Here is a 14,145-nt window from a genome sequence, read left to right as displayed (position 1 = left end):
TGATCAGGCGGTGATCCCGCCGTCCACCGGGATGACCGTCCCGGTCAGGTACGCGCCGGCCCGGGAGGCGAGGAAGATCGCCGTCCCGGCCATGTCGTCGGGGCGGCCGATGCGGCCCAGGGGCACGTTCGACGCGATGGCCTCCCGCGTGTCCGGGTCGTTCAGCGCGAACGCCATCATCTTCGACTCGAACGGCCCCGGCGCGATGGCGTTGACCGTGATGTGCTCTTTCGCCAGATGCTTGGCCAGGTGCCGGGTCAGCATGTGCACGGCGGACTTCGTCGAGGAGTAGGCGTAACTCGGCAGCACCGGGACCCTGATGCCGTCCACCGACCCCACGTTGATCACCCGCGCCGGATCGTCGGCGCTCGCCGCCGCCCTGAGCTGGGGCAGGAACCGCTGGGTCAGGTAGAAGACGCTCTTGACGTTGATGTTCCAGAGCTTGTCGAAGGCGGCTTCGGGATATTCCTCCAGCGGCGCGCCCCACGTCGCCCCCGCGTTGTTGACCAGCACGTGCAGCGGCCCGTCCACCGCCGACACCAGCCGTTCCACCCCCTCGGGCGTGGACAGGTCGGCGGGTACGGCGGTGCAGCCCAGCTCGGCGGCCGTCTTCTCGACGTCGGCCGTCTTACGGGCGGACAGGTAGACGGTCGCCCCCGCCGCGACGAACCCAGCGGCGATCATGCGCCCGATCCCGCGCGAACCGCCCGTGACGACGACGGTCTTGCCTTCCACCGAGAACAGAGTCATGTTCCGGAAGCATGCCATACCGACCAGTCGGTTGCCAGAAACCCGCGATCACGCGGAAGGTCACACGCCGGGAAGACGGCCGTTGCGGAACAGGTCGACGAATTTCTGATGGTCTTCCCTGGTCTGCGCCCCATAACGATGGGCGAAGTCCACCAGCATCGCGATGAATCCGGACCTGTCATCGCCGATCACCGCCACGATCGCCTCCTCCGTGGAGAAGTCGACGAGGTCGTGGCTCGACTCGTCGTCGGCCACGGAGTGCATCCGCGCGACCGCCCGCCCCAGATCCTGCACGATCGAGCGCAGTTCGTCCGGCTCGTTCACCTCATCCCAGTTGAGGTCCGCCGAGTACGGCGAGACCTCGGCGACGAGCTGCCCGACCCCGTCCAGCGTGGTGTAGCCGAGCCACGGATCGGCGTAGGCCTGCAGTGCCCGCTGCGACTCGGCCGTGCGATGCCCCTGGTGCCGGAAGTAGGAGACCACCTTCTCGTCGGTGACGTGCCGCGCCACCGCGGGCACCGCAGCCTGCTTCATGTACAGGATGACGTCGTTCTCCAGCGCCTGGGAGCGCCCTTCGAGCAACAGGTTGTACGACGGCAGCCCCGCCGACCCGATGCCCACGCCCTTGCGCAGCGCCACGTCCTTGATCACGTGATCGACGGGGCCGCCCTGCGCGGGCAGCGTGGTCAGGTAGTCCTCGAACGCGCTCAGCACCGCCCGCCGGCTCGTCGCGTCCACACTCACCCGGTCGTCCATGAGCGCGAAGCGCCGGTCGTAGGCGTCGATCACGGTCTCGACGTCCAGCAGCGCCACCCGGGTGCTCAGCCGGGCCGTCTGCAGCACGCGGTGCAGCACGCCGGTGGTGGTGTCGAGGGTGAGCGAGCCGATCGCGTCGTCCCCGCCGCCCGCGATCCCGGCCAGTTCCACCAGGTACGCGCCGGCGAAGTCGGTCACGAGCACACTGATCGAGTCGTCGGACAGCGCCTTGGCGTAGCCGAGCAGGGCCACGCTGGCGGCGAAGCGCTTGAGGTCCCAGACGTAGGGCCCGACGTAGGCCTCGTCGAAGTCGTTGACGTTGAAGACGAGCACGCCGGAGGCGTTCATGTACGTGCCGAAGTTCTCCGCGTGCAGGTCGCCGTGGATCCACACCCTGCTGGTCGGCCGGTCAAGGTAGGACTCGTCCGCGTACGTGCCCATCAGGTCCGCGTAGAAGAGGCAGGCGCTGCCCCGGTAGAAGGCGAAGGGAGAAGCCGCCATCTTACGAAATTTCCGCCTGAAAGCCGCGGGGTCTCGCTGGATCGACTCACCGAACTCCGTCATGAGGACATCGAGCAGGAAGGAAGAGCGTGTGCCCATGATTCGGACACTAGAGGTTGATCCTCTCGCCGCCTACCCCGATCTTTCCCCGACCGGTTCACGTCAGGGTAGGGACCGCACGCGGGACGTCACGGATGTTGCGAGGAGACCGAGACCACCTCGCCGGTCATGTACGAGGAATAGTCGCTGGCCAGGAAGACGATCACGTTCGCCACCTCCCACGGCTCGGCCGACCGCCCGAACGCCTCCTTGGCCGCCAGCTCCGCCAGCAGCTCCTCGCTCGTCACCTTCGCCAGGAACGGATGCACCGCCAGCGACGGCGCCACCGCGTTGACCCGCACGCCGTGCTCGGCGGCCTCCAGCGCGACACACCTGGTCAGCGCCATCACCCCGGCCTTGGCGGCGGCGTAGTGCGCCTGCCCGTGCTGGGCCCGCCAGCCGATCACGGAGGCGTTGTTGACGATGACGCCCCGGCCCTGGGCGATCATCTGCCGCAGCGCGGCCCTGGTGCAGCGCATGGTGCCGGTCAGGGTGACGTCCATGACCGCGTGCCACTGGTCGTCGGACATCTCGGCCAGCGGCGCCGTACCGCCGAGGCCCGCGTTGTTGACCACCACGTCCAGCCGGCCGTGCGCCTCGACCACCGCGTCGAACAGCGCCAGCACCTGCGGCTCCGACGTCACGTCGCACGGGACGGCCAGGGGTTTGACGCCGGTGAGCTCGGTCAGCGCCTCGGCGGCGGCGCTCAGGCGGCGCTCGTGCCGGTCCGAGAGCACGATCGTGGCGCCCTCCTCGGCGCAGCGCCTGGCGGTGGCGTAGCCGATGCCCGCGCCGGCGGCCGCCGTGACCAGCGTCACCTTGCCGTCGAGCAGGCCGTGCGCCTTCGGATAGGGCGGGGGCATCGGCGCTCTCCAATCAGCGGGGAAGTCCGAGGGTGCGCTCGGCGATGATGTTGCGCTGGATCTCGCTGGATCCGGCATAGATCGTGTCGGCGCGGCTGAACAGGTAGAGCCGCTGCAGCTCGTTCAGCCCCTCCTCCTCGACCAGGCCGGCTTTGCCCTGGACGGCCTGTGCCAGCTCGCCCAGCCGCCGGTGCCACTCCGACCAGTACAGCTTGGCGATCGACACCTCGGGGCCCGGCTCCGGCCGCAACATCCGCAGCGCGTTCAGCCGCATGATCTCCAGCTCCAGCCACGAGCGGACGAGCCGGTCGCGCAGCACCGGGTCCTCGGCCGCGCCGGTCCGCGTGGCCGTCTCGATCACCTTGGCCAGCTCTCTCCTGAAGCCGATCTGCTGGCCGAGCGTGGACGCGCCGCGCTCGTAGCCGAGCGTGGCCATCGCGACCCGCCAGCCGTCGCCCGGCGCGCCGAGCACGTGCCCCGCCGCCGTGCGCGCGCCGTCGAAGAACACCTCGTTGAACTCGGAGGTCCCGGTGAGCTGCACGATCGGCCGCACGACGACCGCGGCCTGGTCCATGGGGACGAGCAGGTACGAGAGCCCGCTGTGCCGCACCGAGCCCGGCTCGGTGCGGCACAGGACGAAGCACCAGTCGGCCACGTGCGCCAGCGAGGTCCACACCTTCTGGCCGGTGATCACCCACTCGCCGCCGGCCAGGTACGCCTTCGTCTGCACGTTCGCCAGGTCGGACCCGGCCTCGGGTTCGGAGTATCCCTGGCACCACAACTCCTCGCCCCGCTGGATCGGGGGCAGGAACCGGTTCTTCTGCTCCTCGGTGCCGAATTCGAGGATGGTCGGGCCGATCAGCCCTTCGCCGATGTGGCCGGCCCTGGCCGGGGCGTCGGCTCGGGCGTACTCCTCGTGGAAGGCCACCTGGTCCTCCAGGGAGGCGGCCCGGCCGCCGTACCTCTCGGGCCAGCCGAGACAGGTCCACCCGGCCTTGCCGAGGTGCCGCTCCCACGCCAGCCGCAGTTCGTGCCCTTCGTGCTCGCGCCCGGGGCCGCCGAGTCCGCGGGCGCCGGCGAACTCGCCGCCCAGCGCCTCCTCCAGCCACGCCCGGGCCTCCTCGCGCAGCCCTGTCCCGGCGCCGTCCGGCTCAGGAGGGCGCAACGAACCCGCCGTAGCCGCCGCGGAAGAACACCAGCGGCCCGCCTTCCGCGTGGACGTCGAGCTGCAGCACCCGGGCCACCACGATCATGTGGTCACCCGCCAGGTGCTCATCCTCGACCACGCAGTCGATCCAGGCCAGCGCGCCTTCGAGCACCGGGTTGCCGCCGGGCGAGCCGGTCCACTCCAGCCCGGCGAACTTGTCGCCGCCCCTGGCCGCCATCTGGACGCACACGGCCTGCTGCTGCTCGGCCAGCACGTTCACGGTGATGACGTTCGCGCCGCGCACCTTGGGCCAGCTCGTGCTGGTGTGCGCCACGCAGAACGCCACCAGCGGCGGGTTGAGCGAGACGGAGGTGAAGGAGTTGGCGGCCAGCCCGCACGGCCGGCCGCTTGCCTGATCGAGCGCCGTGATCGCCACCACGCCGGTCGCGAACCTGCCGAGGACCTGGCGGAACCGGAGGCTGTCGAGATGGCCGTTCGCTGGGGCTGGGCCCGTCGGCATGGCGGCTCCATTGCGATTCCTGCGCTGCTGAGGCGTCGGAAGGCCGCGACAGCCGTCCGGCGCGATGAGCCGGCCAGCGTGTGTGCTCATGGGTCCGCCTCCTAGTCCCACCGACTTGCGCCCTATCATACCAAGCGCTTGCTTGGACGGTAGGGGCAAGAGGGAAAAGCTGTCAAGTTCGCCGATCGCACGGGCGTTGACATGGGGGAAACAACCGAAATACCGTGACGGATGTGGCCAAGCGCTTGCTTGATTTTCGGGACGTCACGGCGATAGCCGGGGTCGGCTACACCCCCTTCACCAAGGACTCCGGCGTCAGCACCCTGACCCTGGCGTGCCGGGCCGTGCTGGCCGCGCTGGCGGACGCCGGCCTCACGGCGGACGACGTGGACGGCCTGGCCACGCACCGGGTGGGTGACTCCGCCGCGCCCACGCTGGTGGGCCCCGCCCTCGGCCTGACCGATCTGGGCTGGCACCTGGACCAGTTCGGCGGCGGGAGCGTCTCGCACGCCGTCGTCGGCCAGGCCGCGCTGGCGGTGGCGACCGGGATGGCCGAGACGGTCGTCTGCTACCGGGCCATCAACGCCCGCTCCGAGTTCCGCATGGGCGGCACGGGCCGCGGCGTGCCGGTGAGCCCGGAGGTTCAGTACCAGGCCCCGTACGGCTATGTCGCGCCCCCGCAGCAGTACGCCATGTTCGCCCGCGCCCACATGCTCAAGTACGGCACCACGGCCGAGCACTTCGGCCGGCTGGCGGTCACCCAGCGCGCCAACGCCGTCAAGAACCCGCGCGCCCTGATGCGCACCCCCATCACGCTGGACGACTACCTGGCCGCCAGGTGGATCGCCGAGCCGTTCCGCCTGCTGGACTGCTGCCTGGAGACGGACGGCGCCTGCGCGGTGGTCGTCACCACGGCCGAACGCGCCCGCGCGCTCCGCCACCCGCCGGTCCTGATCTCCGCCGCGGCCTGGGGCGGCGGCACCTCGCACCTGTCCGGCCCGTCCGCCGACCCCACGGTGACCGCGGCCGCCGCCCTGGCCCCGCGCCTCTACGCGCAGGCGGGGCTCGGGCCGGGCGACATCGACGTGGCCGAGCTGTACGACTGCTTCACGTACTCGGTGATCGTCCAGTTGGAGGACTACGGCTTCTGCGCCAAAGGGGAGGGCGGCCCGTACGTGGCCTCCGGCGCCACCGCCCCGGGCGGCCCGCTGCCGGTCAACACGCACGGCGGCTTCCTGTCCGAGGGTTACGTCCACGGCATCAACCACATCGCGGAGGCGGTGTCCCAGCTCAGGGGGGACGCGGGCGACCGCCAGACGCCGGGCGCCGAAGTCGCCCTGTCCACGGCCCAGCCCGGCTACATCCTGCCCGCGACCTCCGCCCTGATCCTGAGGAGGGCGTGATGGCCTACCGGCCCGAGCCGGACCGGGACTCCAGGCCGTGGTGGGAGCGGATCGGCCGGCACGAGTTCGCGGTACAGCGCTGCGACGCCTGCGGCACCCTGCGCTTCCCGGCGCGGGCGTTCTGCCCGGACTGCCGTACGGAGGGCTGGCACTGGCGGGAGGTGGCCCCCGAAGGGGTGGTCGAGAGCTGGATCGTCAACCACCAGTCGTTCCTGCCCGGCCGCCGCGATCCATACCTGGTCGTTATGGTGCGTTTGGCGGCGGTGCCCGACTGCCGGCTCTACGGCAACTGGCACGGCGACCGGCCGCCGGTGCGCGGGGAGCGGGTTCGGGCGTCGTACGAGGAGATCGACGAAGAACTGACGCTGGTCAACTGGATGCCGGCGCAAGGCCGGGACGCGATGCCGGACCTCCGGACGCCGTTCCACGCCGGCGGGAATCCGGCCGCCGGCTGATCGTGGTCCGCAAAATGGATTGGTACCAGAAAATCCCACCAGTCCCACCATCACGAAGCTGCCCCCGGGTTGGCCGCCGAGGGTTGATGATGAAGCGTAGACGTCAATGTGGACGGCTCTAGGCGGCAGGCGTGAGTGGTACGGACTGGGTGACGGTCGTGGCCATGAGGCCACGGGTGCCGACCCTGCCTGCCCGCCGGCCGCCGGCAAGCAGCGCGACACAGAACAGCGCGACAGCAAGTAGTGGGACGGCGAGGGCGTGGATTCGCACGGCGAGGGCACGAAGATGGGCGGCGCGAAGGATGCGGCGGGCGGCGCGGGCGCCGCCTGAGAAAAAAGAAAGCCCCCTCGTCGAGAGGAGGCGGTGCAGGTCCCTCGGCATCCACCGGTTTCGGAGGAAAGCGCGCCCTGGCGGGCGTGGGGGACCCGCCAGGACGCGCTTCCTGCCCCGTGTGCGGCGGCGCCAGGACTCCGGCGAGGGATGGAGTCCTAAGCCGTTGATTCGCGCACGGAGTCGATGGGGGAGTGTGAAGGCTCCCGTTGCCGGTAACGTGCGGCGATGCGTCGAGCTGCACCGACCGGGTCATCAATGGGGTGCGTGACGGGGGCGCCACCCTCCTCGTTACAGACAAAGGATCCGTCTTCGCACCGCACGGTCAGCTCAGTCAACTCCGAGAGCACGGACGCGCCGTGGCCTTTGCTCTGGTAGGTGTGGGTGATCCCTTGGCGACGCAATGCGTAACGCAGTGAACGAGTTGCTTCGCGAGGGCCATGCCAGGGCAGGTATGGCGTACCCGTGCGGACCGGCAACACTGGCCTTCACCCCCTCACCGGCCTTTAGATGGATTTGTACCAACGAATGGATGATGGGCCGGGTGGAGGGGTTCGGTCAAGGGGTTGTGGCCTGCTAGAACCAGATCGTCTAAATTGTTGGAACAAAAGGGGTGAAAGTGGCAAGGTCGGTGCTGTATCAGCAGGTGGCTTCGGAGTTGCGACGAGCCATCTACTCGGGTGTCCTCGGCCCCGGGGCACAGCTTCCGACCGAGGCACAACTCATGGAAGACCATGGGGTGAGCAGGAACACCGTAAGGCTGGCCCTCGGAGAGCTCGTCAACGAAGGGCTCGTTACGCGCACGCCGCGGCGCGGAACGGTGGTCAGAGATCGCAGACCGCTGCTGATCTATCCGCAGCGGGAGCTGGAGCCGCAACCGACCGGGGAACTGCGGGAAGCCTTCGCCTATGCCGTGGGCCAGGAAGGCCGCGCGCCAAGCCAGTACATCGAGGTGCTGACGGTGTCTCCCGTCGAGGAGATCGCCAGCAGGCTGGAATTGGCGGATGGAGAGTTAGCGGTGGTGCGACGCCGTCTGCGTTTCGTGGACGGACAGCCGTACAACACCAATGACTCCTATTTTCCCCGCGATCTGGTCGCGGACTCCGTAATCGCCAGACCTGGGGACATCGCGCGAGGGGCGAACCGGGTCCTGGAAGAGCTTGGGCATGCCCAGATACGCGTCGTCGACGACATCTGGGCTCGCATGCCCAACCAGGAGGAGGCCGAGCGCCTCCAACTTGAGCTCGGCACGCCAGTCATGGTCTACGTCCGAGTGGGATACGACGGGGCCGACATGCCAGTGCGTGTCGCGGTGTCGGTGCTGCCCGCCGACAAACATTTGATCAGATACGAGCTCGATCGCCGCTGACGAGCTCGGGATGAAGGGGTGATCCCGCCGGCCGGGCGCAGCGAGAAATAGCCGCCTCGCTGGCCTCGGGGAGTCGTGCATACTCCCCTAAATCGCCATTTATCCATATTTGACGGGTTGAGGCCCCATTTCGGCTCCGCGCACCATTGCACCATCACGCTCCGTGCAAGCGCGGGTACTCATCGCAACGGGAGTTGTACTATGCACACCAACACTCTTCTTCATCCGCTCGCACTCCGGAGAGCGGAACCCGCGGACCTTCCCGGCGTCCTGACGCTGCTCGCCGACAGGGCTGAGTGGCTCTACGCGCAGGGAGTCAGGCAGTGGCCCCGCGGGGGGTTCGGCCCGGACCGCATCGAGCCCCTCATCGAGGAGCGGGTGCTCTACCTGCTCGACGACGAGCTCAGCTATCTCGACCCCGACGAGTCGGCGCCGCCGGTGGCGACCATAGCCCTCGACGACCACGCCGACCCCGAGTTCTGGAAGCCGTCCGACGACCCGGGCGCGGCGCTCTACATCCACAAACTGGCCGTCGCCCGGCCCTGGTCGGGCAGCGGTCTCGGGGACGCCCTGCTGGACTGGGCCTGCGCGTCGGCCCACTCGGCCGGACTGCCCTGGTTGCGGCTCGACTGCGCCAAGCGCAACCCGCGTCTGCAGCAGTACTACCGCACTCGCGGTTTCAGGCACGTGCGTACGGTGGATCTTCCCCACCGCTCCTCCGGGGCGCTCTTCCAGCGCTCCTCCGAGGACGTGCCCACCTCGGCCTTCCGCGATCTCACGATCGCCGAGCTGATCAGCGCCTGAGAAAGGCCGCCACACCCCCCACCTCGCCCGGCCCCGACCGCTGGGGCCGGGCAGGGCGCCCGCGCGTATTTTCACCGCTAACGGCGGCGGAATGGTGCAGAGCACCATATAACCTTCCCTGCATGACCGGATCCCTGCTCGAGGTGATCGCGCTGAACGTGCGCGACGCCGTGGCCGCCGAACAGGGCGGAGCCGACCGGCTGGAGGTCGTCGCCGACATGGCGGCCGACGGGCTGACCCCCTCCCCGGAGACGGTCGCCGCGATCGCCGCCGAGTGCCCCCTGCCCCAGATGGTGATGTTGCGCTGCGACGCCAACTTCACCGCCGACCCCGACGTGCTCGACCGGCTCGCCCGCGACGCCAAGGCGCTGGCGCGGGCGGGAGCGGCGGGATTCGTGTTCGGGTTCCTCGACCGGGCCGGCGCCGTCGACCTCACGGCCACCGAGGCGCTCATCCACGCCGTCTCCCCGCTGCCCTGGACCTTCCACCGTGCCGTGGACCACGGGGCCGACCTCCAGGCGTCCTGGCGGGCCGTACGCCTGCTGCCCAACCTCGCCACCGTGCTCACCTCGGGCTCGCCCACCGGAGTGGGGGAGGGGCTGCCGGTCCTCAAGGCGCGCGCCGAGGCGGGTGACGGCTCGATCATCCTGGCCGGCGGCGGGCTGAAGCCCGCGCACGTGCCGCCCCTGCTCGACTACGGCATCCGCGCCTTCCACGTGGGGTCAGCCGTGCGGGCGAGCTGGGCGGACCCGGTCGAGTGGCGCCTGGTCCGCCAGTGGCGCGCCGTGGTCGAACGCGACTGACGCGATCACGCCGGGAACGGGTGCCATCTAGTTCGCCACGGACAGGGTCAGGGCAGGGCGGCGTCGGCGCGGCGGAGGGCGGCGACGAGGGTGCGGATCGTGGCGGGCTCGTCCATGACCCCGCCCCCGGCCTCCCGCTGCTCCTCCCACGCGCTGACCCGCTCCCGGTAGGCGTCGTAGCGCGCCAGGTGGAAGGCGTAGACGGTGGCGAACCGGCTCACCAGATGCGACGGGTGCATGTCCCATCCCTGGTAGAAGCCGTGCCCCAGCGAGTGCCGCACGGTCTCGGCGTGCCGGCGCCACAGCGCGTGCACGTCCTGGCGCCGCTCCGAGGCCGGCGAGGCCGCCAGCGACCCGTCCGACAACTCCACGCCCGTCCCCGCGAACGCCGTCCGCATCACGTGCCGGGCGTGGTCGCAGGCCGGATGGTCGAGCCGCTGCTCGTGCGGCGGCAGGCCGATCGCCGCCGTGTAGTCGAAGACCCCGAAGTGCGCCGCCGCCAGCCGCCCGCCCAGCGACCCGGCCAGGTCGCCGCGCAGGAATGCCAGCGTCTGCGGCGCCTCCACCTGCATCTCGAACCGCAACCGCGACCCGAGTGCGGCCCCGAGCGCCGATTCGAGCCGGGACAGCACGTCGGCGAACTGCCCGAGATACTCCTCCATCAGCACCTTCGGCGCCGTCACCGTGAACCCGGCGGGCAACCCCCTGGTCCGCGCGACCACCCCGGTGACGAACGCGTCGAGCGTCCGCACCGCCCGCCCCGGATCCCCGTCGGCGAACGACTTGACCCGAAGCCCCCACCTGCGGGGCAGCGTGCCGGCGGCGTGCAGCGCGGCCACCGCCTCGGCCGCCTGCTCGACGTGCCCGTCCTCCACCGGCCCCGGCCGCACGCCGTACCCGTCCTCGAAGTCGACGCGCAGGTCCTCGATCGGCTCCCGCGCCAGCTTGCGCAGCACCCTGGCGTGCACGTCGGCGGCCGGCGCGGCGGGCACCCCGAAAACGGCCGCCAGCTCATCGGGGCCGTCGAGATGGGTCTTGACCAGGGACAACGCCTGGTCGCCCCACTCGCCCACCGTGCCGGCGGAGAAACGATCGGCGGGCACGTAGACGGTGTGGACCGGCTGCCAGCCGGCCTCGGCGGCGGGATAGCGGGCCTGCTGGACCCGGTACGCCGCGTCGAACCCCGGCACGGCCACGTCGTCTCCCAGCGAAAGACGCGGCTCAGTCACGGCACGCCCGGAGCATCGCCGCCAGCCCGACCAGCTTGACGCGCTCGCCCCGGCCCAGCGACCTGGCCAGCTCGCTCTCGGCCGCCTCGATGGCCAGCCAGTCGTCGTACGTCACCGGCCGCACGTCCCTGGCGGCCAGCAGCGCGTCCGCGCCCCCGTCCGGCACCCGTGCGCGGCCCGCCAGGTCGGCCAGGAGGGTGCGGACGGTCTCCGCCGCGTCGGACTTGTTGGTGCCGATCACCCCGGTGGGCCCGCGCTTGAGCCAGCCCGCCACGTATTCGTGCTCGCGCACCCGCCCGGCCTCGTTCGGCACGGTCATGGACCGCTCCGAGAACGGCACCCCCGGCAGCGGCACGCTCTGGTAACCCACCGAGCGCAACACCATGCCCACCGGCAGCGTCTCGAACTCGCCGGTCCCCACCACGCGGCCCTCTTCCGACAGCCGGGTGCGTTCGAGCTTGAGCCCCTCGACCCGCTCGCTGCCGAGGATCTCCACGGGCCGCATCCAGAAGCGCACGTCGAGGCGGCGCGGGCGGCCGACGGGCCGGCGGGCGGCCCACGACTGCAGGACCTTGATGTTGCCCTGGATCTGGCGCGGGAAGTCGCCGCCCAGCACGGTGGCCTCGTCGGGCCGCACGCAGACGTCGGCGTTGGCCAGCTCGCCGAGCTCGCGCAGCTCCTTGAGGGTGAACTTGGCGTGCTCGGGGCCGCGGCGGCCGACCATGTGAATGGCCTTCACCTGGCTCGCCTCAAGTCGTTCGAGCACGTCGTGGGGCACGTCGGTGGCGCTCAGCTCCTCGTGCGTCTTGGCCAGGACGCGTACGACGTCCACGGCCACGTTGCCGACGCCGATCACCGCGACCTCGGGGCTGTCGAGCGTGAACCGGCCGGGATCGACGTCGGGATGCCCGCAGTACCAGTTGACGAAGTCGGTGGCCGCCACGCTCCCCGGCAGGTCCTCGCCCGGGATGCCGAGCCGCCGGTCCACCATCGCGCCGGTGCAGTAGACGACCGCGTCGTAGGCGCCCAGGAGGTCGTCGACGGACAGGTGCTCGCCCAGGGTGACGCCGCCCAGGAAGCGCACCTCGGGCAACTCCAGCACCTTGCGCAGGTAGTTCGCGATGGACTTGATGGAGGTGTGGTCGGGGGCGACGCCGTAGCGGACGAGCCCGTACGGAGTCGGCAGCCGTTCGAGGACATCGACCCGAACGGGCTCGCTCGACTGCTTGACCAGCGCCTCCGCCGTGTAGATCCCGGCGGGGCCCGACCCGATGACCGCCACGTGCAACGTCACGCCGCCTCCTAAGACTCGGTCGCCCGAGACACACGTCCCACTAGGTGCAACCGGCCCGTGTGACCGATGTATCCCCGATCGCCGGCGCGGATGAACCCGTCCCGGGCGAATACCACGTGATCGGGGCTTCTGCCAACGTAGCCGCTCATCACCGCGTCCGGGGGGAGCGGCGCATCACCTTGGGCTTCTCTGGGACGTACGCGTGCCGTCGGACAGGACGGCGGCGTCGCGCGCCGCCCGCGGTCACTCAGGCCCGTCCGACATGGCGGCTCCCGGGTCCTCTTCCACGCTACCCGCCCGATGCGCTCCGCCGGAGTGCGAGCTTGTCCACTTTGCCGTTGACGTTGGCCGGAAGGGCCTCGACCACCACGATCCGCTTGGGGACCTTGTAGTTGGACATGTTCTCCCGCGCCCAGGCGAGCAGCACCCCGGGGTGGGGCGTCACGCCGGGCCTGGGGACGACGTACGCCAGGCCCGCCTCGCCCGTCACCGGATCGGGCACCCCGATGACCGCGGCCTGCGCCAGCGAGCCCTCCCGCAGCAGCAGCGACTCCACCTCGGCGGGGGAGACGTTGAAGCCGTTGACGATGTAGAGCTCCTTCTTGCGGTCAACAATGGCAAGATTTCCGGACTCGTCCAGAACGCCGATGTCCCCCGTACGCAGCCAGCCGTCCGCGTCGATCACCTCGGCCGTCCGCGCGGGCTCGTCCCAGTAGCCGCGCATCACGCCGTAGCCGCGCTGCAGGATCTCGCCGCGCTCCCCGGGCGCGACCTCCTTGCCGTCGTCGTCGACGATCCTGACCTCGATGCCGGGCACCGCCCTGCCGGTGGTGCCGGCGATCACCTCGATCGGGTCGCCGGCCCGCGTCATGGAGACGACCGTGCCCTCCATCAGCCCGTACGCGTTGATCATCCGGTCGAGGCCGACCCGCTCGACCAGCCGGGTGATCAGGGTGGCCGGCACGGCGGCGGCCCCGCAGATGGCCACGCGCAGCGAGGACACGTCCCAGGAGCCGCGGTCCAGCTCGTCCAGCAGCCGGTGGAACAGCGTGGGCGGCCCCGCCAGGACGGTGATCCGCTCGGTGGAGATCAGCGACATCATCGCGTCCGGCGTGAAGATCGGGATCGGCACCATCGTGGCCCGGCGCAGCACGCAGGCGATCAGCCCCGCGTTCAGCCCGAACCCGTGGCTGAACGGCGCGATGATCGGATAGCGGTCGTGCTCGCCCAGGGTCACGATCTCCGACCAGTCCCAGTAGCCGCGCACTACCTGGGCGTGGTCCAGCATGACGCCCTTGGGCGCGCCGGTGGTGCCGGAGGTGGACATGATCTCGCACAGGTCGTCAGGACGGACGGCCAGCGCGCGCTCCTCGGCCTCCCGCGCGGAAACCCGCGTGCCGAACGCCCCCTCCGGGCCGATCACGTGGCGCAGGCCGGGCACGGGCGGCAGGAGCCCGGCGAGCGGGGCCGGCGTCGGCCCCGCGCCGGTGATCAGCACCTTGGCGCCGGTCTTCTCGATGAGCTGGGCGGCCTCGATGCCCTTGTAGCGGGACGACAGCGGCACGAGGACCGCGCCCGCGTCCCAGACGCCGAACGCGTGCCGCACCCAGTGCGCGGAGTTCACCCCCCACAGCGCCACCCGGTCACCCGGGCCGACGCCCAGGGCGATGAGACCGCGGGCGATCTCGGCGGCCGCCGTCCGCAGTCCCGCCAGCGTCAGGCGCACGCCGCCGTCCGCCACCACGACGTCGTCCGGGTGCCGCTCCGACTGGTCGCGGAGCATGCGGGGCAGCGTTCCCCAGTCCGGTGCCATCGAAGTGC

The 14,145-nt window shown here is 70.7% G+C and carries 13 protein-coding genes; 5 read left to right on the top strand and 8 right to left on the bottom strand.

The genetic code is table 11. The annotated features are described in order from the left end of the window. Positions 1-3: 3 nt before the first annotated feature. The 5 genes from ACWD0F_RS40750 to ACWD0F_RS40730 all read right to left on the bottom strand — a co-directional run bounded on the left by ACWD0F_RS40750 (position 4) and on the right by ACWD0F_RS40730 (position 4,636). The gene (locus ACWD0F_RS40750) at positions 4-750 is read right to left on the bottom strand and encodes an SDR family oxidoreductase (RefSeq protein WP_449886468.1); all 747 of its coding nucleotides are present in this window, start codon (positions 748-750) and stop codon (positions 4-6) included. A 60-nt stretch (positions 751-810) separates the two neighbouring features. Continuing rightward, a complete protein-coding gene (locus tag ACWD0F_RS40745; RefSeq protein ID WP_449886465.1) occupies positions 811-2,106 on the bottom strand; it encodes a DUF2252 domain-containing protein in 1,296 nt (431 codons plus the stop codon). Between the two features lie 89 nt (positions 2,107-2,195). Continuing rightward, positions 2,196-2,969 carry an SDR family oxidoreductase gene (locus tag ACWD0F_RS40740; protein WP_449886462.1) on the bottom strand — a complete coding sequence of 258 codons (774 nt, stop codon included), beginning with the start codon at positions 2,967-2,969 and terminating at the stop codon, positions 2,196-2,198. 13 nt (positions 2,970-2,982) lie between these two features. Beyond that, the gene (locus ACWD0F_RS40735) at positions 2,983-4,134 is read right to left on the bottom strand and encodes an acyl-CoA dehydrogenase family protein (RefSeq protein ID WP_449886459.1); all 1,152 of its coding nucleotides are present in this window, start codon (positions 4,132-4,134) and stop codon (positions 2,983-2,985) included. Beyond that, positions 4,121-4,636 carry a flavin reductase family protein gene (locus ACWD0F_RS40730; protein WP_449886456.1) on the bottom strand — a complete coding sequence of 172 codons (516 nt, stop codon included), beginning with the start codon at positions 4,634-4,636 and terminating at the stop codon, positions 4,121-4,123. The genes ACWD0F_RS40735 and ACWD0F_RS40730 overlap by 14 nt, the downstream gene beginning before the upstream one ends. Positions 4,637-4,869: 233 nt before the next feature. Here ACWD0F_RS40730 and ACWD0F_RS40725 point away from each other — a divergent pair, with 233 nt between their 5' ends. The 5 genes from ACWD0F_RS40725 to ACWD0F_RS40705 all read left to right on the top strand — a co-directional run bounded on the left by ACWD0F_RS40725 (position 4,870) and on the right by ACWD0F_RS40705 (position 9,801). Continuing rightward, positions 4,870-6,039 carry a thiolase C-terminal domain-containing protein gene (locus tag ACWD0F_RS40725; protein WP_449886454.1) on the top strand — a complete coding sequence of 390 codons (1,170 nt, stop codon included), beginning with the start codon at positions 4,870-4,872 and terminating at the stop codon, positions 6,037-6,039. Then, positions 6,039-6,494: a Zn-ribbon domain-containing OB-fold protein gene (locus ACWD0F_RS40720; RefSeq protein WP_449886451.1), complete on the top strand. Its 456-nt coding sequence runs from the start codon at positions 6,039-6,041 to the stop codon at positions 6,492-6,494. The genes ACWD0F_RS40725 and ACWD0F_RS40720 overlap by 1 nt, the downstream gene beginning before the upstream one ends. Before the next feature lie 962 nt (positions 6,495-7,456). Further along, entirely contained in the window at positions 7,457-8,194 is a 738-nt protein-coding gene (locus ACWD0F_RS40715; RefSeq protein ID WP_449886448.1) for a GntR family transcriptional regulator, read from the top strand. A 201-nt stretch (positions 8,195-8,395) separates the two neighbouring features. After that, entirely contained in the window at positions 8,396-8,998 is a 603-nt protein-coding gene (locus ACWD0F_RS40710) for a GNAT family N-acetyltransferase (RefSeq protein ID WP_449886445.1), read from the top strand. 122 nt (positions 8,999-9,120) lie between these two features. Beyond that, positions 9,121-9,801, top strand: coding sequence for a copper homeostasis protein CutC (locus ACWD0F_RS40705; protein WP_449886442.1), 681 nt, complete (start codon positions 9,121-9,123; stop codon positions 9,799-9,801). Positions 9,802-9,848: 47 nt separating this feature from the next. Here the strand turns inward: ACWD0F_RS40705 and ACWD0F_RS40700 are convergent, their stop codons facing one another. The 3 genes from ACWD0F_RS40700 to ACWD0F_RS40690 form a co-directional block, all read right to left on the bottom strand. Next, complete coding sequence (locus ACWD0F_RS40700; protein ID WP_449886439.1) at positions 9,849-11,030, bottom strand: DUF6986 family protein; 1,182 nt, start codon at positions 11,028-11,030, stop codon at positions 9,849-9,851. Then, positions 11,023-12,324 carry an FAD-dependent oxidoreductase gene (locus ACWD0F_RS40695; protein WP_449886436.1) on the bottom strand — a complete coding sequence of 434 codons (1,302 nt, stop codon included), beginning with the start codon at positions 12,322-12,324 and terminating at the stop codon, positions 11,023-11,025. Before ACWD0F_RS40695 ends, ACWD0F_RS40700 begins: the two co-directional genes overlap by 8 nt. A 289-nt stretch (positions 12,325-12,613) precedes the next feature. Then, positions 12,614-14,137, bottom strand: coding sequence for an AMP-binding protein (locus tag ACWD0F_RS40690; RefSeq protein ID WP_449886433.1), 1,524 nt, complete (start codon positions 14,135-14,137; stop codon positions 12,614-12,616). Between the last annotated feature and the right edge of the window lie 8 nt (positions 14,138-14,145).

Source organism: Nonomuraea sp. NPDC002799 (genome assembly GCF_053592075.1).
Note: the sequence above shows the minus strand (reverse complement) of the source record. Positions and strands in the feature narration are given on the sequence as shown.